The following is a 20,190-nucleotide window of genomic DNA, read 5'->3' as shown; positions in this document are numbered from 1 at the left end:
GCCCGCGGCAGGACCTCGCCCGGGACGGCCCGCGGCAGGACCTCGCCCGGGACGGCCCGCGGCAGGACCTCGCCCGGGACCGCCCGCGGCCGGGCGTCGTCCGCGACCTTCCTGTCCCGCGTCTCCGCCACGACCGCGGCCAGGACTTCGGCGGGCGAGAGGCCGGGGCGGGTGGTGGCGATCCTGGCCACCTCCAGGTTCAGCACAGTGGTGTCGTTGGCCGCCTGCTCCTGCAGCACGGCCGCCAGATCGGTGGCGTTGGCCCAGGGGATCAGGTAGATGGCCGCGATCACGGCCTCGACCAGGAACACCGCGGTCGCGGTGACCAGCACGTACGAGGCCGCCATCTTGCCGCGCAGGCCGAAACGCCACATCCGCGCAGCGTAACGGTCTGGTCATCTTTCTTCCTCCCCCTCTAGGGGGAGCAAAACTTATGAATCGGTCTTTTCCTCCGGCATTCCGCGTACCAATGTGGGAGGTATGAATGCGACGGTAGGAGACCGGCTCCTGGTGCACGGGAATACCGTTGGCGAAAGGGACCGGAGCGGAGTCATCACGGAGGTCCAGGGCATGGACGGCGGGCCCCCGTACATGGTGAGGTTCGACGACGGGCACACCGGGCTGGTGTTTCCCGGCCCTGATGCCGTCGTTGTGCCTAAGTAAGATTTCCCTGTGAGATCTGAAATCATCTCTGTGGCCACTGGTTCCAGAGAGACGGTGCACGACATCACGGCCGAATGTGCCGACTTCGTTCGTGCCCAGGGTGAGGACGGGCTGCTGCACGTTTTCGTGCCGCACGCGACCGCGGGCGTCGCCCTGCTGGAGCTCGGCTCGGGCAGTGACGACGATCTGCTGGCCGCGCTGCGCGATCTGCTGCCGGCCGACGACCGCTGGCGTCATGCCCACGGTTCGCGCGGCCACGGCAGGTCACACGTCATGCCCGGCCTGATCCCGCCGTACGCCTCGATCCCCGTGCTGGGCGGGCGAATGGCACTGGGCACGTGGCAGTCGATCGCGCTGGTGGACCTCAACGTCGACAACCCGCAACGCCAGGTTCGCCTGTCGTTTTTGTCTGATTGATTTTGCCTGGGCACAGGCCGGACCCGTGGCGACCGTTGACGACTGAGGGTCACAGCGTGTGGACTGTGCCGAAGCGATAAACCGCATAAGCGGGGCCACTCAAGCAGGAGGGATAAACGTGAGCGCGACCGCGGGTCAGGCGCAGGGCGAGCGCGGCCTGGCCGAACGACTCGGCCTCAAGCCGGGTCAGGTGGTGCAGGAGATCGGTTGGGACGAGGACGTCGACGACGAGCTTCGCGATTCCATCGAGGACCTGACCGGCAACGAGCTGCTGGACGAGGAGAGCGACGACGTCGTAGACGTGGTGCTGCTGTGGTGGCGCGACGGCGACGGAGACCTCTTCGACGCTCTGACCAACGCCATGCGAGCACTCGCCAACGAAGGCCAGATCTGGCTGCTGACTCCCAAGGCCGGGCGCGATGGCCACGTGGAGCCGAGCGACATCGGGGAGGATGCCGCTACCGCGGGTCTCTCGCAGACCAGCAGCATCTCCGCCGCACCCGACTGGTCCGGCACCAGGCTCGTCCCGCCGAAGGGCAGCCGCCGATAGGAGCCTGAGCGTCAGCCGTACGGCAGGATGTTGGTGTGAACGCACATCCTGCCGAGGTCGGCGCCCTGGCTCCGGATTTCGAGCTGCAGGACCAGCACGGCACTCCGGTGAGCCTGGCTCAGTTTCGGGGCGAGAAGGTCGTGCTGGTCTTCTACCCGCTGGCGTTCAGCGGGATCTGTCACGGCGAGCTGTCCGCCCTGCGCGATCACCCGATCGAGGGGGCGCGGGTGCTCACCGTGTCCGTGGACTCCGTGTTCACGCATCGTGCATGGGCGGATCGCGAGGGTTATACCTTTGCCCTGCTCTCTGATTTCTGGCCACACGGACAGGTCGCGCGGGCGTACGGTGTGTTCGATGAGGCGAAGGGGCTCGCTCAGCGGGGGACCTTCATCATCGACGGCGAGGGCGTGATCCGGTGGTCGGTGGTCAATCCGATCTCCTCGGCACGTGACGTCGCCGACTACGTCAAGGCACTCGCCGACATTTCATGACCTCGGAGGGAAGGATGCCCTGCTACCGCTGCGGGGCCCGGCAGACAGACCCGGTGCGCGGTGCCAGCCCGTGGCAGCGCGGGGTGCGCAACGAGTCCCAGGTGCTGATCTGCCCGGACTGTCAACGGCTGCACGACCTCGACCTCGACTCCTGTGCCACCTGCAAGTCCACGGCGCTGATCTGCCGGTTGGGGGAGGTGGAGTGCCGGTCCTGCGGGGCCGTGCGGATGGCCCGCTCGTCGGAGACGCTCGGCCCGGCCTCGGTGGCTCCGCCGCCCGGGTTGTCGGCGGAGGTGGAGGCGGCGCTCAACCGGGTGCTGGGGCGGGCGTAGCGGCCTCTGGGGGCGTCGGCGGGCCGTCGCAGGTGCCCTGGGGCTCACCGGGGGTTTCGGGGCTTGGTGAGCGGCTGAGGCCGCCCGCTCTCCCACACCTTTTCCGGACATTTACTGAGCTGCGCTATCGTCTCCTATCGTGTCCGCAATGAGTTCGTTCGTCGTCGCGCTCGACGTCGGTGGCACGTCCATGAAGGGCGGCCTGGTCAGCGAGTCCGGCGCGGTGCTGCTGAGCGAGCGGCGCCCGACTCCCCGCACGGAGGGGCCGGACGCGGTCGTGGCCGCGATCTCCGACTTCATCAGCCACCTGGCCGCCTCGGGCGACGGCATCCCCGCCGGCGTCGGGCTGGCCGTGCCGGGGCTGGTGTCCGAGAACTCGGCCGTGTACGCGGCGAACCTGGGCTGGCGCGACGTCCCCGCCACCGACTTCACCACCCTGGACATCCCGGTGCTGCTGGGGCACGACGTACGTACGGGCGGCCTGGCCGAGAGCATCCTCGGCGCCGGCCGCGGCATCTCCGACTTCCTCTTCCTCCCCATAGGCACGGGTATCGCCGGTGCCTCGATCATCCGCGGCGAGCCGTACGGCGGCGCCTCCGGCTGGGCCGGCGAGATCGGACACACGCCGGTGTTCCCGGACGGGGAACAGTGCGCGTGCGGCCAGTTCGGGTGCCTGGAGACGTACGCGTCGGCGGCCTCGGTCGGGCGCCGCTACAGCCAGCGGGCCGGTCTGGACGGCGTCAAGGCGGAGCAGGTGGTGTCCTCGGACGACCCGATCGCCATAGAGGTCTGGGACGAGGCCGTGGAGGCGCTGTCGCTGGCGCTGGCGACGTACACGCTGCTGCTGGACCCCTCGGTGATCGTCCTGGGCGGCGGCCTGGCGGAAGCCGGCCCGGCCCTCTTCGACCCGGTGCGTACGCGCCTGATCAAGCGCCTGGCCTTCCGCGAGGCGCCACCGCTGATCCCGGCCGCCCTCGGGGTGGACGCCGGGATGCTCGGGGCGTCCCTGCTGGGCTGGCGCGCGGCGGGGCGGCCTGAGCTGGGCCCCGGGTGGGCGATGGATGTGCGATCGGGGCCCTTGGTGTCGTAAGGTGTAGTGCCGATCAGGGGCGGTTAGCTCAGCGGTAGAGCACTCGCCTTACAAGCGAGGGGTCACTGGTTCGAACCCAGTACCGCCCACCAGCAGAAAGAAGCCCCGTAGCGATCATGCTACGGGGCTGTCGTGCCATTAACGTGCCATTAGGTCACGCGGACGAGCGCGCCTGAAGATCCATCATCGTCATCCGGGTTGTTCTGATTGATCTTGTCGTTCATCGCGTCGGCGATCTTGCGGTCGGCCTCTGCTGTGCCGTGCTGGTAGATCAGCGCCGCCCGTACGGAGTCGTGTCCCATCCCCTCCCTGTCAAAATAGACAGAGGTAACAAACAGGCATGAAACTCTGTGCTGAGGGTGGGGAAGGAGACATCCCTTCGTGGGAGCAAGCAAGCCGGATCCGGAGATCCCCGACCCTCAGGTACGCGAACGAGGACGTCCGCGCACCTACTCCGCCGCCTACAAGGCCCGGATCCTGGAGGAGTACGACCAGCTCGACAAGGCCGGCAAGGGCGCGCTGCTGCGCCGGGAGGGCCTGTACTCGTCGCTGATCTCCAGTTGGCGCACGGCGCGGGATCATGGCGCGGAGCAGGCGCTGGCCCGGCCGGTCGGCCGGCCGAAGGCCGATCCGCGGGACAAGCAGATCGACGCGCTGCAGGCGGAGGTCGAGCGGCTGCGCGCCGAGCTCGGCAAGACCCGCCAGGTGATCGAGGTGCAGGGAAAGCTCTTCGCGCTGCTGGATCAGCTCGCCACCAGCAGCGAGACCTCGACGCCTCGGGGCGAGCGGTGAACCAGCTCCTCCAGGCCGCCCAGGACCAGGCGATCGTCGAACTCACGCCGCTGCTCGGACGGCGCATGGCCTGCCAGGCAGCCGGGGTTGCGCAGGCCACCTGGTATCGCAAAAACCGCCAAAGCCCGGCTCCGATCCGCCCGGCCGCAACACGCAAGCCGCACCCGGCCACGCTGTCGCAAGCCGAACGCGAGCGCGTCCGCGCCGTGCTCAACGAGCGCTTCGCCGACGCCGCCCCGGCCACGGCCTCCTTCACCCTGCTGGACGAGGGCACCTACCTGGCGTCGGTCTGCACGATGTACCGGATCCTGCGCCAGCACGGCGAGGCCGGCCGAGATCGGCGCCGGCAGGCCACCCACCCGCCCCGGACGGTGCCCGAGCTGGTCGCAGACGCCCCGAACCAGGTCTGGGCCTGGGACATCACCAAACTCCGCGGCCCAGGCAAAGGCGTCTGGTACTCGCTCTATACGATCATCGACCTGTTCAGTCGCTACGTCGTCGGCTGGATGGTCGCCTCCCGCGAGTCCGCCGATCTCGCCAAGATGCTCATCGCCCAGACCGCCCGCAAGCACGGCATCGATCCCGGCACGCTCACCCTGCACGCCGATCGCGGCTCGTCGATGACCTCCAAGACCGTCGCCGAGTTGCTGATCGACCTGGGCGTGGCCAAGTCCCACTCCCGCCCGAAAACCAGCAACGACAACCCGCACGTGAAGGCAAGCTTCAAGACGCTGAAGTACTGCCCCGCCTTCCCGGCCATCTTCGGCTCCATCGAGGACGCCCGCGCCTTCTGCCAGCGCTTTTACGCCTGGTACAACCACGTCCACTACCACTCGGGGATCGGCTACCACCATCCGGTGGACGTGCACTACGGCCGCGCCGCCACCATCCGCGACCGGCGCGCCGCTGTCTTGACGGCCGCTCAGAGCGCCCATCCCGAGCGGATCGCCAGCGGCGGCACTCCCATCCCGCCTGACCTACCCGGCCCGGCGTGGATCAACAAGCCCAAGAACGCCGCCCAAGAGGTCACCACAGAGAACTCGACACAGGATTAATCCAGCCCAGCTGCCTTGATCAAATTGACAGGTTCCGGCCACTGTTGAGGGCGTGTGCGCGTCTATAAGCGGCTCGTTGTTCCCGGATGGAGCCGAAGGTGATCGAGTAGCGGCGGGCTTTGGTGAGGAAGTGTCCGCCGAAGCCGAGCATGTGGGCCCACCTGCGCAGTCCGGCCCATTCAGGAGTCTGCCCGAGTTTCCAAGCAACTGCGATGAGGCGCTCGGGGTGGGTGCCGTGAGGGTTGGCGTACAAGTCGATGGTGTCGGCGGTGAGCCGCTGGGAGGTGTGGCCGGTGGCTTCAGTGCCTTTGGTGGAGTACTTAGCCAGGTAAGCGGCTACGGCCTGGTCATCGAGGGCATCGCCGGAAGCCGACAGAGTGATGGGCCGGATCTCATGCTGGCTGCCCCAAGTGATGCGCCAGCTGCCGGGCTGGTCGGGATGGGGTGGGGTGGTGCAGGCGATGGTGGTGGCGGCCCAGGTGACGGCGGCGATGACGTCGCCCGTGCTGATGCCGTCTGGAGGTGGGGTGATGGCATCGGGCTGGCCGGGGTCGATGCCGTCCAAGCGGAGCAGGACGTGAAAGTGGACTGCGCCGCGTGCTTGGTATTCGGCGGCTTTGCCGTGGGAGAGCCGGACTCGTGGCAGACCTCGTTGCCGGGCGAGCTGGTTGAGGTGTCGTTCGGCGTGTTGCTTAGTGCGGCGCCAGAGTTCTCCGGCGTGGTGGTTCCACACGACGTGATGGGCGTGGTCGTAGCAGTCGGCGCACAAAGGCCGGCCGAGTTGCTCATCGCTGGGAGCGTGGCGCTGCCAGCAGACCAGTGGGGTTCCGTGCGGGCAGGTGGGTGCGTCGCGGCGGGCGTGGCAGGGAGCCGGTCGGCAGGTACAGCGGGCTTTGTCACGGCAGGCGCAGTGGCGTACGTCGCGGGTGTGGACGAGGCCGAAGGAGGGGGCGGTGAGGGTGGCGAAGACGGCCGGGTGGCTGCGGACGGTGTCGGGGATGGTCTTGCCGCCGACGAGTCCGGCGCGGATCAGGTGGTAGGCGTCGTGTTGGTAGGTGGTGGCGCAGGCGGGGCAGACGGTGTGGCGGCGGTTGCCGCACGCTTTGTAGATCACGCCGTCCGGCAGGGTCGAGGTGTGGCGCTGGGTGAGAATCTCGCCGGTGCGGGTGTCGATGGTGGCCAGGTTGCCGTGCAACCGGATCGGGCGGGTGCAGGCGGCGGCTGATTCGACGTGGTGCAGCCAGACGGGGTAGCCGGGGTGTGCGGCGCGTTGCAGGGCGGTCTGAACGATCGCGGTGTCGAGGATGGGCCGGACGGCCCCGGATCGATCCGGCTGTGATGACCGTGGGTCGGAGCCGGAGGAGGGGCCGCCGGGCGGACGGATCCAGGTGTCACTGGCTGGTCACCAGGTGCAGATGCCTGGACGGGGTTGTCGGTGCCGGGTCAGTTTCGGCGAGAGTTACGGGCACTTTGGCCAGCAGGAGCGTGAAGCGTACTTGGACGACTTCGGGCGCGGTGATGAGCGCGGAGTCGAGAACCCGCTGCAGATCGGGATCCGGGATCTGGTCCGGGTGGTCTTCCCAGTGGACTACGACGGTTTCGGTGATCTGGACGAAGCCGAGGTTGAGGTCAGGAGCGTCGAGCGCTTCCAGGTAGATGGGCCTCATCCGGTAGGGGACGGCACGGCGACCGTTCTCGAAGCAGGAGATGTAGACGTGCAGAGACTCGTCCCTGTAGGGCAGATCGCTGCTCTTACCGAGACGTTCTGCAGCGGCGCGTAGCCGCCTGATGAGCTGGGCCTGTGACCAGCCCTTGGCAAGCCGGGCTTCCTTGAGCGCCGCGTTGGAGGTTGATGGGGCGTTGGTCGGCGCGGAGCCGAGGTGACGAGCGAAGCCCTTCGGAGTCGGCTGTTGATCACCTCAGCATGGCCAGGTGGATGCGCTCACTGTGTATGAGGAGTCATCCGACTCGGGGTCGAACCAAACGTCGAGACCGATCTCTGTACCCTCGACCTCCATGACCATGCAACTCGGCCCCTGAAATGAGTGAGATTTCCACCCCTTGCTTAAGGCGAGGTCCCGGTAGAAGCCCTCAACGACCTGTCGCGAGACAGTCTGTCCTAATAGACGGTAGGAGCGGCTGATGCTGGCATGGTGATCGTCAGGATCGGTGCATGAACGATCACGTTCGCCCTCCGGCGCGGTACCGGCCGGGGCGGTATCCAGGATGTCGAATAGTACGAGGGCTGATTCGACGCTATCGAAGTTCGCTTCACAGACCCTCCTGTGCTCCCAGACATCGGAGAGTAGTGGGATCGAAGCAATACCAATCAAGACTGTGAGACCCAAGCCCACAATTAAGATCCAGCGAACAACCCTTTTCATGATCAGAGACGATAGGGCCGTTGGGGAGTTGTGGTAAATAGGTCGCCAGCTGGCCTAGTCGTCTGGTTGCGACTGTGGAGGCGCATGCACTGACAGGCCCTCCTGGTCGCCGTGATCGGCTGAGGGGCTGAAGGGGAGCCCAGCGGGGAGCCAACCAGAGTGAGCCGCTGCGACCGGAATTGAATTCCCTGCTACGTGCTGACCTCACACTTGGACTACCCGGGACTGATCAAAACGGTGGGATCCTGGTTCGAGTCCTATCGCGGGAGATCGGGGCAGGCCAGGAGAGAGGTTCTGACGCGCGGGGCACCGAGAGCTTGAGTGACAAACCGAGTACCGCCCACCTGTATCAAGAAGCCCCGTAGCGATCATGCTACGGGGCTGTCGTGCCATTAGCGTGCCATTGGGTCACGCGGGCGAGCGCTCCTGAAGATCCATCTTCGTCGTCCGGGGTTGCTCTGGTAGATCTTGTCGGTCATGGAATCGGCGATCTTGCGTTCGGCTTCTGCCGTGCTGTGTTGGTGGATCAACGCGGCGCGGACGGAGTCGTGTCCCATCCGCTGCGGCATGGCCGGTCACCGCAGGGCCTTCTGCATGCCTCCGGCGGGGGCGCTCCGGCTCCGGGCAGCCGAGATCGTTCCCTGCCCGTCTGAGTGGGTTGCCGTGGGAGCCTGCCCGCCTACCGCCATCGCAGGGCAAGCCTCAGCAGGCCAGCCGCAGGGCTGGCCCGCTACCCGTGTGGGTTGGACGACGGTAGACGGGCAGAGGGCAACGAGCACGGAACGTGACGGGGGCGCCTGACAACGAGTGCCCAGTCACGTCAGGTCACGTCTAGAGGAGCACCGGCATGCGGTGGTCGGATGTGCGGCCGTGCACCGGGCACGGCTCACTGGACGCTTGCGGACAGAGCATGAAGTGTTCGGTCACCGTTGCCCGGTACGCCCGGTATCGGCCGGGAGGTCGGAAAGCCTCCGGTCCCTTGCCGAACGGCGCCGCGCCCAGGTAGATCTCCAGGCCCCGGTCCAGTTCGGCTCCGGTCAGCTCGCACGCTGTGGCGGCCATGTACACCGCCTCGTCGGAGCCCGGCTCCTGCTGCGAGTTGAACACCACGATGCCGACCTGAGGCCGAACCGCGATGTTGCGGACCTGCGTCGCCTCGGGTGAGGAGATCCAGTAGAACGTCGAGTAACCGTCGGCCACATAGAAGACTGGCGACGCCCAGGGCTCGCCGTCCGTGTTCGCGGTCCCCAGCGTCATGAAACGGTTGCCGTCGATAATGGCCCGACCCTTGGCTTCAAGATCCCCGGTGTCCATGGCGTAAACCGTACCGTCTACAACTCGGGAGATTGAGTGACAAACAGCTCCGGTGAGTGAATAGCTACTCTTACAAGTTTGGGGCCACTGGTTCGAACCCCGTACCGCCTGCCCAGGTCAGAACACCTTTCAGGCTGGATAGGGCGCTATATGTGCTTGCTTCCGGAGCGACGATTCGAGCGGGCATTGCCGGAGGCGTGCGAGGACCTGCCAACGAGCGGGCGGTTCACGTCGCCTGGCTCTGAGGAGCGCGTAGGGGCATGGCTGCCGTGAGTGGGGGAAGAGCCCCGACGATCACGGTTCGGCGGGGCTCCTGCCGCGTCTCCTACTCGACGTGCAACTGCGTCCAGTGCGACGGTGTGCCCTGGTACATCACATCGTCACAGTTGCAGCTTCCGCAGCCTGGGATCATTCGGTGCCTCCTCCGTTGACCGATTGGGCCTTGTACTCAGAGTGACTGATTCATGCGCGTCCGTACATGCCAGAGTTCCGAATCCCCACAGTGGATCTACATCTTGGTGGCGAAGTCAGGGCCGGCTGCGGGCGGCGCGGCCGGGGCTGAAGCGTTCTCGGCTGATCCGCCGGCACGCCAACCTCCTCGACCGATCGCCGGACCACGATCTGGTCCCGGCCGGTGGATGCGGCGGCGGGCCGCCGTGAGGGTCAGAGCCGCCAGCAGCGCGGTCGCGAAGATCGTCACCGCGAGGGCGGTCCACGTGGCCGCGTCGGGGTGGATCAGGGCCTGACCGCGCAGCGCCTGCCACGCCGTGATGGCGAACAGCGCGGTGTATCCCAGGATGACGACCCCGGTCAGCTGAGCGCGTACGCGTTCGTGGCGGAGCCGGGTGATCCGGGTCGCTAGGGCGGTGAGGATGAGTACGGCCAGCACGAACACCTGGACGGAATGCAGGCCGATGAAGTGCGGAACGCGCAGGTCACCGCCCACGGTGCTCCAGTTCGTGATCGGCATGCCGCCACCGTCCGGCACGCCCACCCCGTGCCCCCCCACGAGTGACACCGGGTTGCCGTAGGCGTCCTCGACCGTCCGGGGTCCGTTCGTCGAGGTCGACCCGGTGATGAAGGACGCCAGCGCCATGCCCAGGACGGCCAGCCCGATCCCGGCGCGCAGGGCCCAGGTGAGTGCCGCGTCACCGGCCCGCTGGAACAGCAGCATGACGGCGATGAGCAGGCTCGCTCCGAACAGCCCTATCACGCCCGTGGAGAAGATCAGCTGCCCGATCGCGTTGAATGCGTCAGTTTCGGCGTTGAAGTGGCTGTACGTGCCGCGGGCCGCCTGCACCACGATGAAGCCGACGTCGATCAGCCCGGCGACGGCGAAGGCCGTTCCGAGGGTCCACATCGTGCGCCTTGCCTTGCGGAGCTGCGGCAGCATCCAGGCGAGCGTGGCGCCGTACACGACGAACGAGACCCCGAACTTCAACGGCTTCGCCCAGATCGACTGCTCCATGAGCTCGCGGCCGTCCACGAAGAGACCGAAGCCCGCGACGACGATGAGCGCCGACATCGCCGCCACCATGACCATCAACGGCCGGTGCCACAATCTGACTGCGTACGGTGTAACAAGTGTCATGCGTACAGCGTATTGACTCAATTTCCGCTATCCACCAGGTAATGCCGCTAAAGTGAACTAGTAGCCTGAAGAAGTGAACTAGTACACTAAGAGGATCTCATGCAATCGTCGAGCCAGGATCCGCCTTACCGTCGCATAGCCGAAGAGCTGCGTGCCCGGATCCTCTCCGGCGACCTGCGGTCAGGCGCGCGGATGCCGTCCATCCGGCAGATCGCTCAGCGCTGGGGCGTCGCGATCGCGACCGCCACCAAGGTGATGGCGGCCCTGCGCGACGAGGGGCTGGTCGTGGCGAGGGTCGGCGCCGGTACGGTGGTCGCCGCCCGAGCGGACCTCCAGCAGCCGGAACCACCTCCCAGGCAGGCGCTGAACCGCGAGCACGTGCTCCGCACCGCCATCGCGATCGCCGACGCCGAGGGGCTCGGTGCCGTGTCCATGAGGCGGCTCGCGGCCGAACTCGGCGTCGGCCCGATGTCGCTCTACCGGCACGTGGCGAACAAGGACGAACTGGTGACGCAGATGGTCGACGAGGTCTTCGGCGAATCGGAACTGCCCGCCCCCGGGCCGGAGGGGTGGCGGGCCAAGCTCGAACTGGTCTCCCGCCGGCAGTGGCAGTTGGGGCAGCGGCACATCTGGCTGCCCAGGGCCATCTCGTTCACCCGCCCGCTGCTCGTGCCCAACATGATGGCCCACACCGAGTGGACCCTGCGCGCGCTCGACGGGCTGGGGCTGTCCATGACGACACGGATTCGAGAGGCACTCGCGCTGCACGCCCTGGTCGTCACCGTCGCCCTGTCCAGGGCCGACGAGGTCGAGGCGGAGCAGGAGACCGGTGTGACCCTCACGCGGTGGTGGCTCGAACAGCAGCACCGATCCGACGAACTCCTCGACAGTGGACGTTTTCCCCTGCTGGCCACGATTCCTGGGGAGACGGTGTCAGATCTGGACGGCCTGTTCGAGTACAGCCTGGCGCGCCATCTCGACGGTTTCGCCGTACTGCTGCAGGACCGGACGGCGGCGGGGCCCGTCTATGCGCCAGGCGCCGCGCAGCCCTACGATCGCTCGCCATGAAGAACCGCGACATACTGCTCTGCTTCGTCGGGCTTGGCTTACTCGCCCTCGTTGTCGCCGCGTTCACGTCGGGAGGCACTTCGGGCGTCACCTTCGCCCTCATCGGGGTTGCCTTCATGCTGGCGTCAGGGGTCATGGCGCTGGTGGAACGAAATGATCAGATGCATACGCCTCCGGCGGGGACTCGGCTCCGGGATGATCGGGAGAGCGGTCCTGGCCGTCCGTAGGATGCCTAGGCGCGTGGGACGGTGCGCAAGACGGCGAACAGCCCTCGCGTGCGGGTGCCATCCGGCATGTGCCAGGAGCCGGCGACGTGGCCGATCGCGTCCGGTGGGAGGGCAGGCGTGTCGTCCGGGGCGCCGGGACGCAGGAGCCGGTGCAGGCGGAGGGTCGTACCCCGCGGTGCGGGCAGCTCGGTACCCTCCTGGTCGTCGGTGGCGGCGGTGGTGAAGTCGGTGGCGGCGAGGCCGTCGCCGAGGTAGGAGCGGGTGACCTCCCGGTCGGGGGTGTCGCTGGTGTTCTGGTCCTGGGCCTGGACCCGGCCCTCGATCAGGGCCTGCAACTGGGTGACCAGCACCGGGTCGTGGCAGCCGTCGTAGGCCCAGCGCCGCCCCAGCACCCCGTGCTCCATGGTGCCGATCAGGGCGTGCTCCGCCCCGTCGAGCGGGGCACCGCGATAGGTGAGCGGCACCAGGTAGCCGGCCGGGTCAGCGCCGGAGGTGTCGGTGACCACCATGAACTCGATCCCGACCGCGCCCTGCGGGTCGTCCAGCCGGAAGCCGCCGGCCTTGGCCAGTTCGGGTCCCTTCGCGCCGCCGGAGTACCACGGGCGGGAGGGCAGCCAGGAGGTGAGCAGCTCCAGCTTGGTCGGCTTCAGGGCGGTGTTGTGGATGACGGCCATGCCGAGGATTCTCTTCCGTCGAGCGGGTACGGTCCTCAGATCTTCCCATCCGCCGCAGAGCGGGGTCGGGGCGGCAGGTCACCGGGGCCGGTTGCCCTTCCTTCTGCGGCTGGACGACGGCGCGGCCCGGCGGCCGGAGCCGTTCTGTGCGGGCTTTCGCGCCTGCCGCTGCGCCGGCTTTTTTCCAGGCTTCTCCGCCGGCTTCTCCGCAGGCGAGGCGGGGGTACGGCCTCGCGAGCTGTTCACCGTCCGGCCGCGGACGATGCCGATGAAATCTTCCACCAGGTCAGTGGTCGCGTCCGTGGGCCAGGCCAGCGCGACCTGCGACTGCGGAGCGTCAGACACCGGGCGGTAGGTGAGGTCTCTGCGGTGGTGGAGGCGGGCCAGCGACTGCGGAACCAGGACCAGCCCGGTGCCGGTCGCCACCAGCTCGACCGCGGCCGCTGTGGTGGGCGGGCGGGTGAACGCGGGCAGCCCGGGCCGGGTCGTCCACTCGATGGTGTCGTCCAGGGGATGGAACACCTCGTCGTCGGTCAGGTCGGCGAAGGTCACCTCTTCGGCGGCCGTGACCGCGTGGTCCTTGGGCACCATGACCACCGTGGTCTCCACGTAGAGAGGGATCACGCTGAGCCCGTCGCGGTCGACCGGCAGCCTGACGAACGCGGCGTTGGCGCCGCCCTCCCGCAGGAGTGCCACCACCTCGGCGGCGGGAACCGTGACCAGGGTGATCGGCACGTCGGGCATCCTCTCGGCCCAGACGTTGACCCATTTCGCGGGTGTCACCCCGGGCACGTACGCCAGCCGGAACTCTCTGCCGGTCTCCCCATCAGTCACTTCCTCAGCGTACCGATGTCAGAGAACCCGTTCCGACTGACTACGCTTGGCGCCATGACCTCGTCCAAGTCGAAGACCATCCAGACGATGAAGCCCGAGACCGCGGCCAAGAAGCTGGGTGTCCTTCTCTCGGCGACTCCCGCCGAGTTCCAGGCGGGTGTCGTCTCCAGGGACGAGCTGAACGAGCTGCAGGCGACGCCGCCCGCGTGGCTCACCGACCTGCGCCGTAACGGCCCGCACCCCAAGCAGGTCATCGCCGCGAAGCTCGGGGTCTCCATCTCCGGCCTGATCAGAGGCGGGATCACCGAACCGCTCACCACCGCTGAGATCGACGCGCTGAAGGCGGAGAACCCGGCGTGGCTGGAGCGCGAGCGGGCCGTCCAGGCGGAGAACCGCAAGGAAGCGCTCCGCCTCAAGCAACGCTAGCCAGCCGAGCCGCCGCACCACGCCTCCGACCCGCGGCTGAGAGTGCTCGGCACGAGATTCCGCGCCGGCTTCGTCCTCTCCACAGGGAAACAGCCGCTGGCTTTCGGCGAGAGACTCCGAGGACGGATTCCGCGCGACGGTCTTGCGGTCAAGCATGGTCAGGGTGTTTGGCGGGAGGCCGTCGATGAGATCAAGAACCAGATTCCTGTCGCGGCGCAGCCGATGCCTGATGAGACTGCCCACACCACTGTGAAGTTCACTTGAGCCCGCTCCCGCGGCCACGACCCGGTAGTGGTCGGAACGTTTTTATCGGCATTGGAAAGCGCTTGCCAAGGCTTTGCTTTCGCGGCCTGATCAACTACCGGGCGGGCCGCTGCTTCTCGACGCGCAGCTTGCCGGGCATCATTTGTGCGCCCAGGTCCAGCGGCAGGTGTCCGAGCCGCGCGGACCTGCCTGTCCGGACGTTGACCGCGTAATAGCCGAACGAGCCGACGGACTCCGGCGTATCGGCCTCGACGAGGAACTCGTCGTCGTCGAGCCAGCCGTACGCGACGGCGTCGCTCGGCTCCGAGAGGAGCCGGAGTCCGAGCTTGCGCGTGACCTTGCCGGTCCCGGCGTCACGGAGGACGAGGTGTTCCTGGCCGTCCTCGCCGTAGGTGGCGAGCACCTCGGCCGTCCGGCGGCCGTCCGGGGAAAGGGAGCCGGTGAATTCCCCGCCGGTCCATTCGCCGGTGGTGGCGCCCTGGCGGTTCAGCAGGGTCATGGTACGACCGGCCGGGTCGTCCTCTCCGGCATCAAGACAAACGCGGTGGGCGGCTATCGCGGTGGCGGCCCGGCTCAGGCCGAGTACGCCGCAGAAGCCGGGGAAAGTGGCAGTGCGGGCGGTGGCGAATTCGGTGAGGAGGAGCCGGGGTCGCGCGCCGGTGAACGCGACCGCGAAGAAGCGGCCGTCGGGTGAGATTTCCACGCCGCTCACGTCTGCGAGCGCTTTTGCGTCCAGCCGGGGCGAGATGGCCGCGCGTTGTCCGGTGCGCAGGTCCCAGGCGACGTAGCGCATCCACGATTTGCTGAAGTACGCGACGAAGTGGCCATCAGGGGTCACGGCGAGCCGCACACTTTGCCGGCGACGACCGGCGTCCACCTGGACTTGGCTGACGGCGTCGGGGAGCTGGACATCGCTCGAGCATTCGTTTGGCTCGGCGTCGTCGTCGCCGCTGCAGCCGGCACCATAGGTGATGTCCAGGTCCTGTCTTCCCTCGCCCATCGTGTAGTTGACGTGCAGCCGCCATTCGCTGCACGTGACGACGGCGGGCTCGGCGTCTTCCTCCGGTGACGCGGTGAGGTCGCTGTGGCAGTCGGTATTCTCCGGAATGAATGCGTACTGCACGGGCGGGTCGAATGGGCCCGGATTCCATTCCGGTGCCGCGCTCGGCGGCTCGTCGTCGTGGCCCAGATAGAAGGCTCCCGCGGCCAGCAGGATGCAGGCGAGAAGGAACGCGAACAGCCGAGTCCGTCGCATTGTCGAGCCCCCGTTGCCCCGTTTGGAATCCCGAAAGGAGCTTAGGCGGTGCCCTGCAGCAGAGCGATGACGATGGGGATTCTGGCGGGAGTTCCGCGGTTGTCGATGGGCGTTTCCGTAGCGCTGATGAATGGCCTTGCCGGTTCGGTTTCGGGTCGCCTCGCGGGGCCTGACCTGGCAGGAGATGGTTGTGTAACTTAGAGTTACTTCATATGTGCGATGCGTAGTAGCGTCCGGGGGTGCGAGGGAAGAAGCTCAAGAGGCGCGGGGAAAGGGTGGATCGCTCGATGGAGAGCTTGCGCATCGTCAGATCGTCGCTCGCCGTACTGGCGGGGGTCGTCACGGCCGGTGGGTTGCTGCTGGGGGCGGGCGGGCCCGCCTCGGCGGCCGGGGCGGTCGCCGGGCGCGCCGCCGCTGCCGGGACGGCCCCCGGGTGCGTCGCGCGGGTGGTGGACGAGCAGCCGCACGGCCTGATCGTGTGGTTGCGGAACGAGTGCGGCAGGACCGTGCGGGTCAAGGTCGTCATCAGCTGGGGGCCCGACGGCCCCTGCGCGACGCTCGCCCACGGCAGCTCGCGCGAATGGACGTTCAAGGTGGGGTCGTACGACAAGACCGTCACCTGCTGAAACGTGCCACCTCGCGGCCCGGCGCCTCTATGGGCCGCGGCCGCTCGGGGGGCAGCGGGTGTGTCGCCGGAGCAGGCGGAGCAGTGTCGATGTGGCCCTCGGTGGGGCGGATGGTCGCGAGGAGCGTGCCGTCCCGCCGCAGGTGGTACTCGTCGCCCGGTGCGTCCTGGAAGGGGCTCATCCGTTTCATGCACGTTCGTCGAGCACGAGAGCCTGGGACGCGGTCGTGGCCACGATCCCGGCCTCGTGAGGTCGTGGACCTGCCGGCGCCGGGGATCGACACCGTCGTCCAGGTCCTGGTTGCGGGCTGGTCCGGATTGAGTAGGGGGTACTCATGACCCTCGTCCCGCCGGAGGCGACTCTGGAGGTGCGGGCGCTCAGGCGCCACATTGCTGGTCACCCTGGGGGGAGAGTCATGGCGGACACGACTAAGCAGGACAACTGGCGGCACTGCCGCAAGTGCTTCGGTCTCTGGTGGAACGGGGCTCCGACGAACGGGGTCTGCCCCGCCGGAGGGTCGCACGACGGGGGCGGTAGCTGGAACTTCTACCTGCCGGCCAACCCGCAGCAGAGCCTGTAGGCCGAGTCCCGCCCGTCCCCCTGGTGGGGGGCGGGCGGTGCCTTGTCGGTGGTCAGCCTCGGGTCTCGACCCAGATGTTGACCGTCGTGTGCGGGGTGATGCCCGTGTAGGAGACCGTGCCGACGGGCTGCCACGGGCCCTCGATCGGGATCAGGCCGACCTCCGGCAGGAAGTGCCGTTGCAGGACGCGGATCCGGTGCTCGCCGGTGCCCGAGGTGCACAGGCTCCACGCCCCGCGGGTCTGGGTGTCGAGTTGTGCGGTGCAGCCGGTGGGCGTGGCGGCGGCGCTGGGGGAGGCGACGGCCAGCAGGGCAGAGGTCAGGAGGGCCGAGGTGGCGCCGGCCGCCCATTTTCTCGCGTGCATGATGGCTCCTTGGGGGAAGGGTGGAGCTGGCGAGAATGCTTAGGAAAGTTTCCTAAATGTAGGCGGCGGCGTCAATGGTCACCAGCGGTCGTGGACCTGGGGCCGGATCAGGTCGTCGTAGACGGCGCGCACCGCGTCCAGGGTGGCGGCGTCCAGCGGCGGCACGGAGGCGGCGCTGCTGTTGGCCGCGGCCTGGGCCGGGTTGCGGGCCCCCGGGATCACGACCGAGACGCCCTCCTGGTCCAGGATCCAGCGCAGCGCGAACTGGGCCATGGTGAGACCCGCCGGCACCAGGGGAGCCAGGCGGCGGACCGCCTCCAGGCCCGTGGCGAAGCCCACGCCCGAGAACGTCTCCCCGACGTCGAACGCCTCGCCCTGCCGGTTGTAGTTGCGGTGGTCGTCGGCCGCGAACGTCGTGTGCTCGTCGTACTTGCCGGACAGCAGGCCGCTGGCCAGCGGGACCCGGGCGATGATGCCCACCCCGGCGGCGCGGGCGGCCGGCAGGACCTGCTCCAGCGGCTTGAGCCGGAAGGCGTTGAGGATGATCTGCACGGTCGCCACGCCCGGACGGGCGATGGCGGTCAGGGCCTCCTCGCAGGTCTCGACGCTGACGCCGTACGCGGCGATCTTCTTCTCCGCGACCAGCGTGTCCAGGGCGTCGAACACGGCGTCCGTCGAATAGACCAGCGTCGGGGGGCAGTGGAGCTGGACCAGGTCGATGGTGTCCACGCCGAGGTTCCGCCGGGAGCGCTCGTTCCAGGCCCGGAAGTTGGACATCACGTAGTTGGCGGGGATCTGCTCCATCCGGCGGCCCATCTTGGTGGCCACGGTGAGCTCCGGGCGGTCCTTGGCGAAGCGGCCGACGATCTGCTCGCTGCGCCCGTCGCCGTACACGTCGGCGGTGTCGATGAAGGTGACGCCCCCGTCCACCGCCGCCTGGAGGGTGGCGACGGCCTCGTCCTCCGTCACCTGGCCCCAGTCGGCGCCGAGTTGCCAGGCGCCGAGGCCGACCACGCCGACTCGGCGCCCGGTACGTCCCAAAACGCGCTCTTCCATGGGTGTCAACCTTTCTCTTACGTGACCAGCACCAGTGTGCCGTGTGCAGGGAAAACCAGGTGTGGCCGGGGTCATCCCTTCAGTACCGTCGGCAGGGGCGCGGGTCGAAGCCCGTCGGTCATGGGATCAGTGGGTCGCGGGTTCGAGTCCCGCCGCCACGGTGGCCCCGGCGTCGCCGGACGTAGCTCAGATGGCAGAGCAACCGAGGAAAGCCGGTGGGCGATTCGGGCGGCGGCACCGACCTGTCGCTGCCGTTCACGTGGGCGCTGGGCGAGCGGATGGAGGTGGACGGCGTCGTCGTGCTGACCGACAACGAGACCTGGGCCAGGCGCTCGCACCCGGCGCAGGCGCTCGAGGCGTACCGACGGGCACTCAACCCGCAGGTCAACGTCGTGATCGCGGCGATGACGGCGGCCGGCTACACGATCGGCGACCCGCAGGACGAGCGGGTGCTCAACGTGGTCGGGCTCGACGCGTCGCTGCCGATGATCGTCAACGCCTTCGTGCGGGGCGAGCCCGGGGGGTGACCGGCCCGGCTCGGCGGGGGCAGGCTCCCGTGTGGGTCGGGCCCGAGCCGAGCGGCAGCCGCCCGGCGCGGATCTCGGCGGCGACGTCCGCGCCCATCTATGCGGCCGTTCTGCGGGCCAGACGGTGGTCGTCGAGCGTGCGCGTCATGGCGTGCAGTGCCCGGCACAGCGAGACCTCGTTCAGGTGGCCGTAGCTGAGACGATCCCGTTGCCGGGGGCGCCGTCCGGGTGGTGGAAGGCGGCCAGCTCGGTCACCTGCACCCGCCGGGCCCGCAGCAGCCTGATCACGGACGCGGCCGGCAGGCCCGCCGGGAGCAGGAGCGTGGCCGCCGCGCCGGTGTGCGCGCCGAGCAGCCGGGTGCCCGGGTACGCCCCCAGGGCCTGGCGGACGATCGCCCGCCTGGCGGCGTACAGGGTCGTCAGGTGCTCCGCCCGTGCGGCCACGCGGCCCGACGTGAGCAGGTCGGTCACCGCGAGCTGGCAGCTGAACGACGGCCCGGCGGACATGCCGTCCTCGATCTCCCCGGCCAGCCGCCGCGGCACCACCGCGAACGACAGCCGCAGCGTCGGCGTCAGGACGTCGCGGAATGAGCCCACCATGGCGGTCGACCACGCGTCCCCGAGGGCCAGGACGCTGGGGCGCGGGCCGAGCGCGGCGTTGAACAGGCCGTCGAAGGCGGGTTCGAGCACGAGGCCGCCGCTGTCACGCGCCCACGCGGCCAGGGCGCGGCGCCGATCGACCGTCATCCGGGTGCCCAGCGGGGCGCCCCGCTCCGGCAGGACCGCCACGATGTCGCAGGAGCCGGGGATCCGGTCGGGGCGCGCGCCCGCGCCGTCCGTGGGCAGGGGCAGCACGGTCCCGAGCCGGCCGAGCGCCGCCCGTAACGCCGGCGGGGCGGGGTCCTCCAGCGCGATGACCGGGTCGGGGCCGCCCTGCGCGCGCAGGACCAGCTCCAGCGCGCCGCCCACGTCGGCCGTGACGATCACCTCGTGCCCGTCGAGCACGAGGCCGCGCGTGTCGCGCAGGTACGCGCCGATCGCGGCGCGCAGCGCGGGCAGCCCGGCGGGCGGCGCGTCGAGAGGCGGTGCCTGGCGGGCGGCCCGCAGCCAGGCCGCCCGCCACGCGGCCAGCGGGAACCCCTGGGCACTGGGCCGGTCCGACCGCAGGTCGATGACCGCCTCGCCGCCGCCCGCCGCGATCAGGCCCGCCGGCCGGCGGTGAGACGCATCGCGCACGTGCGGGCGAGAGCCGGGCACCGGGTCCGGCACGGGTGCGTCGGGGTGGCGAACCTGGTTCGGCACGGGTGCGTCGGAGTGGTGATCGGGCCCGACACGTACGTGCCGGAGCCCCAGCGGCTGGAGATGTGCCCCTCGGCCAGCAGCCTCTCGTACGCCGCCAGCGCCACCCCGCGCGAGATCCCCAGCACCAGGGCCAGCGTGCGGGTGGACGGCATCCGGGTGCGGGGCGCGAGCTGCCCGCCGGCGATGGCCGAGCGGAGCTGGGCGGCGAGCTGGTCCTGCAGCGGCTCCGGCACATCGCGCGCGAGCTGGATCGGCACGTTGAGCCTTTGCGGATGGCGCATGGAATGTCCCCCAGTGAAGGTACGCGG

The 20,190-nt window shown here is 68.8% G+C and carries 29 protein-coding genes and 1 tRNA gene; 15 read left to right on the top strand and 15 right to left on the bottom strand.

Going from position 1 to position 20,190, the window contains the following annotated elements; translation table 11 throughout:
• A partial coding sequence (locus AB0J69_RS33320; RefSeq protein ID WP_364125459.1) for a hypothetical protein occupies nt 1-374 on the bottom strand: 374 nt, incomplete at its 3' end.
• 106 nt (nt 375-480) lie between these two features.
• Between AB0J69_RS33320 and AB0J69_RS33315 the strand changes: the two genes are divergently transcribed.
• The 7 genes from AB0J69_RS33315 to AB0J69_RS33285 all read left to right on the top strand — a co-directional run bounded on the left by AB0J69_RS33315 (nt 481) and on the right by AB0J69_RS33285 (nt 3,635).
• Nucleotides 481-663, top strand: coding sequence for a DUF1918 domain-containing protein (locus AB0J69_RS33315; RefSeq protein WP_364125456.1), 183 nt, complete (start codon nt 481-483; stop codon nt 661-663).
• Between the two features lie 9 nt (nt 664-672).
• Nucleotides 673-1,080 (top strand): secondary thiamine-phosphate synthase enzyme YjbQ, encoded by a 408-nt coding sequence (locus AB0J69_RS33310; RefSeq protein WP_364125454.1) that lies wholly within the window; start codon nt 673-675, stop codon nt 1,078-1,080.
• Nucleotides 1,081-1,198: 118 nt separating this feature from the next.
• Nucleotides 1,199-1,630: a DUF3052 domain-containing protein gene (locus tag AB0J69_RS33305; protein WP_364125452.1), complete on the top strand. Its 432-nt coding sequence runs from the start codon at nt 1,199-1,201 to the stop codon at nt 1,628-1,630.
• Between the two features lie 35 nt (nt 1,631-1,665).
• On the top strand, nt 1,666-2,121 hold the full coding sequence (locus AB0J69_RS33300) for a peroxiredoxin (protein WP_364125450.1): 456 nt from the start codon (nt 1,666-1,668) through the stop codon (nt 2,119-2,121).
• Between the two features lie 53 nt (nt 2,122-2,174).
• Nucleotides 2,175-2,453 (top strand): hypothetical protein, encoded by a 279-nt coding sequence (locus AB0J69_RS33295; RefSeq protein ID WP_364125447.1) that lies wholly within the window; start codon nt 2,175-2,177, stop codon nt 2,451-2,453.
• 148 nt (nt 2,454-2,601) lie between these two features.
• Complete coding sequence (locus AB0J69_RS33290; protein WP_364125444.1) at nt 2,602-3,543, top strand: ROK family protein; 942 nt, start codon at nt 2,602-2,604, stop codon at nt 3,541-3,543.
• A 17-nt stretch (nt 3,544-3,560) separates the two neighbouring features.
• Nucleotides 3,561-3,635, top strand: a tRNA-Val gene (locus AB0J69_RS33285).
• A 57-nt stretch (nt 3,636-3,692) separates the two neighbouring features.
• On the opposite strand, the gene AB0J69_RS33280 is transcribed toward AB0J69_RS33285, so the two are convergent.
• Entirely contained in the window at nt 3,693-3,845 is a 153-nt protein-coding gene (locus tag AB0J69_RS33280; RefSeq protein ID WP_364125441.1) for a hypothetical protein, read from the bottom strand.
• 79 nt (nt 3,846-3,924) lie between these two features.
• On the opposite strand from AB0J69_RS33280, the gene AB0J69_RS33275 reads away from it, so the two are divergent.
• Nucleotides 3,925-4,335, top strand: coding sequence for a hypothetical protein (locus tag AB0J69_RS33275; protein WP_364125439.1), 411 nt, complete (start codon nt 3,925-3,927; stop codon nt 4,333-4,335).
• Nucleotides 4,332-5,390, top strand: coding sequence for an IS3 family transposase (locus tag AB0J69_RS33270; RefSeq protein WP_364125436.1), 1,059 nt, complete (start codon nt 4,332-4,334; stop codon nt 5,388-5,390). Before AB0J69_RS33275 ends, AB0J69_RS33270 begins: the two co-directional genes overlap by 4 nt.
• Nucleotides 5,391-5,409: 19 nt before the next feature.
• Here the strand turns inward: AB0J69_RS33270 and AB0J69_RS33265 are convergent, their stop codons facing one another.
• The 5 genes from AB0J69_RS33265 to AB0J69_RS33245 form a co-directional block, all read right to left on the bottom strand.
• A complete protein-coding gene (locus AB0J69_RS33265; RefSeq protein WP_364125468.1) occupies nt 5,410-6,630 on the bottom strand; it encodes a replication initiator in 1,221 nt (406 codons plus the stop codon).
• A 151-nt stretch (nt 6,631-6,781) separates the two neighbouring features.
• Nucleotides 6,782-7,057: a hypothetical protein gene (locus tag AB0J69_RS33260; protein ID WP_364125430.1), complete on the bottom strand. Its 276-nt coding sequence runs from the start codon at nt 7,055-7,057 to the stop codon at nt 6,782-6,784.
• Between the two features lie 252 nt (nt 7,058-7,309).
• Nucleotides 7,310-7,774, bottom strand: coding sequence for a hypothetical protein (locus AB0J69_RS33255; protein WP_364125427.1), 465 nt, complete (start codon nt 7,772-7,774; stop codon nt 7,310-7,312).
• Nucleotides 7,775-8,605: 831 nt separating this feature from the next.
• Nucleotides 8,606-9,088, bottom strand: coding sequence for a pyridoxamine 5'-phosphate oxidase family protein (locus AB0J69_RS33250; protein ID WP_364125425.1), 483 nt, complete (start codon nt 9,086-9,088; stop codon nt 8,606-8,608).
• Between the two features lie 508 nt (nt 9,089-9,596).
• Nucleotides 9,597-10,679: a hypothetical protein gene (locus AB0J69_RS33245; RefSeq protein ID WP_364125423.1), complete on the bottom strand. Its 1,083-nt coding sequence runs from the start codon at nt 10,677-10,679 to the stop codon at nt 9,597-9,599.
• 99 nt (nt 10,680-10,778) lie between these two features.
• Between AB0J69_RS33245 and AB0J69_RS33240 the strand changes: the two genes are divergently transcribed.
• Nucleotides 10,779-11,747, top strand: coding sequence for a TetR/AcrR family transcriptional regulator C-terminal domain-containing protein (locus AB0J69_RS33240; RefSeq protein ID WP_364125421.1), 969 nt, complete (start codon nt 10,779-10,781; stop codon nt 11,745-11,747).
• Entirely contained in the window at nt 11,744-11,974 is a 231-nt protein-coding gene (locus AB0J69_RS33235; protein ID WP_364125418.1) for a hypothetical protein, read from the top strand. The genes AB0J69_RS33240 and AB0J69_RS33235 overlap by 4 nt, the downstream gene beginning before the upstream one ends.
• A gap of 5 nt (nt 11,975-11,979) precedes the next feature.
• On the opposite strand, the gene AB0J69_RS33230 is transcribed toward AB0J69_RS33235, so the two are convergent.
• Nucleotides 11,980-12,648: a 1,4-alpha-glucan branching protein gene (locus tag AB0J69_RS33230; protein ID WP_364125415.1), complete on the bottom strand. Its 669-nt coding sequence runs from the start codon at nt 12,646-12,648 to the stop codon at nt 11,980-11,982.
• Between the two features lie 78 nt (nt 12,649-12,726).
• Nucleotides 12,727-13,482 carry a LysR family substrate-binding domain-containing protein gene (locus tag AB0J69_RS33225; protein ID WP_364125412.1) on the bottom strand — a complete coding sequence of 252 codons (756 nt, stop codon included), beginning with the start codon at nt 13,480-13,482 and terminating at the stop codon, nt 12,727-12,729.
• A 54-nt stretch (nt 13,483-13,536) separates the two neighbouring features.
• Between AB0J69_RS33225 and AB0J69_RS33220 the strand changes: the two genes are divergently transcribed.
• A complete protein-coding gene (locus AB0J69_RS33220) occupies nt 13,537-13,908 on the top strand; it encodes a DUF5997 family protein (RefSeq protein ID WP_364125409.1) in 372 nt (123 codons plus the stop codon).
• Between the two features lie 358 nt (nt 13,909-14,266).
• On the opposite strand, the gene AB0J69_RS33215 is transcribed toward AB0J69_RS33220, so the two are convergent.
• Nucleotides 14,267-15,427, bottom strand: coding sequence for a hypothetical protein (locus AB0J69_RS33215; protein WP_364125406.1), 1,161 nt, complete (start codon nt 15,425-15,427; stop codon nt 14,267-14,269).
• Between the two features lie 287 nt (nt 15,428-15,714).
• Between AB0J69_RS33215 and AB0J69_RS33210 the strand changes: the two genes are divergently transcribed.
• On the top strand, nt 15,715-16,053 hold the full coding sequence (locus tag AB0J69_RS33210) for a hypothetical protein (protein WP_364125403.1): 339 nt from the start codon (nt 15,715-15,717) through the stop codon (nt 16,051-16,053).
• On the opposite strand, the gene AB0J69_RS33205 is transcribed toward AB0J69_RS33210, so the two are convergent.
• The gene (locus tag AB0J69_RS33205; protein WP_364125400.1) at nt 16,043-16,243 is read right to left on the bottom strand and encodes a hypothetical protein; all 201 of its coding nucleotides are present in this window, start codon (nt 16,241-16,243) and stop codon (nt 16,043-16,045) included. The two genes, AB0J69_RS33210 and AB0J69_RS33205, sit on opposite strands and share 11 nt — an antisense overlap.
• Nucleotides 16,244-16,468: 225 nt before the next feature.
• Between AB0J69_RS33205 and AB0J69_RS33200 the strand changes: the two genes are divergently transcribed.
• Nucleotides 16,469-16,633 carry a hypothetical protein gene (locus AB0J69_RS33200; protein ID WP_364125397.1) on the top strand — a complete coding sequence of 55 codons (165 nt, stop codon included), beginning with the start codon at nt 16,469-16,471 and terminating at the stop codon, nt 16,631-16,633.
• A gap of 52 nt (nt 16,634-16,685) precedes the next feature.
• Here AB0J69_RS33200 and AB0J69_RS33195 read toward each other — a convergent pair whose 3' ends face one another.
• Together AB0J69_RS33195 and AB0J69_RS33190 are read right to left on the bottom strand one after the other, a co-directional pair.
• Nucleotides 16,686-16,997, bottom strand: coding sequence for a hypothetical protein (locus tag AB0J69_RS33195; protein WP_364125394.1), 312 nt, complete (start codon nt 16,995-16,997; stop codon nt 16,686-16,688).
• 78 nt (nt 16,998-17,075) lie between these two features.
• Nucleotides 17,076-18,053 (bottom strand): aldo/keto reductase, encoded by a 978-nt coding sequence (locus tag AB0J69_RS33190; protein ID WP_364125392.1) that lies wholly within the window; start codon nt 18,051-18,053, stop codon nt 17,076-17,078.
• A gap of 215 nt (nt 18,054-18,268) precedes the next feature.
• Between AB0J69_RS33190 and AB0J69_RS33185 the strand changes: the two genes are divergently transcribed.
• Nucleotides 18,269-18,580, top strand: coding sequence for a hypothetical protein (locus AB0J69_RS33185; RefSeq protein WP_364125389.1), 312 nt, complete (start codon nt 18,269-18,271; stop codon nt 18,578-18,580).
• A gap of 180 nt (nt 18,581-18,760) precedes the next feature.
• On the opposite strand, the gene AB0J69_RS33180 is transcribed toward AB0J69_RS33185, so the two are convergent.
• Entirely contained in the window at nt 18,761-19,816 is a 1,056-nt protein-coding gene (locus tag AB0J69_RS33180; RefSeq protein ID WP_364125386.1) for a hypothetical protein, read from the bottom strand.
• A complete protein-coding gene (locus AB0J69_RS33175) occupies nt 19,780-20,163 on the bottom strand; it encodes a winged helix-turn-helix domain-containing protein (RefSeq protein WP_364125384.1) in 384 nt (127 codons plus the stop codon). Before AB0J69_RS33175 ends, AB0J69_RS33180 begins: the two co-directional genes overlap by 37 nt.
• Nucleotides 20,164-20,190 lie beyond the last annotated feature (27 nt).

Origin of the sequence: Nonomuraea sp. NPDC049709 (assembly GCF_040674815.1) — a bacterium.
Lineage (GTDB): Bacteria > Actinomycetota > Actinomycetes > Streptosporangiales > Streptosporangiaceae > Nonomuraea.
The sequence above is the reverse complement of the archived record's forward strand: the minus strand, read 5'-3'. Positions and strand labels throughout refer to the sequence as shown.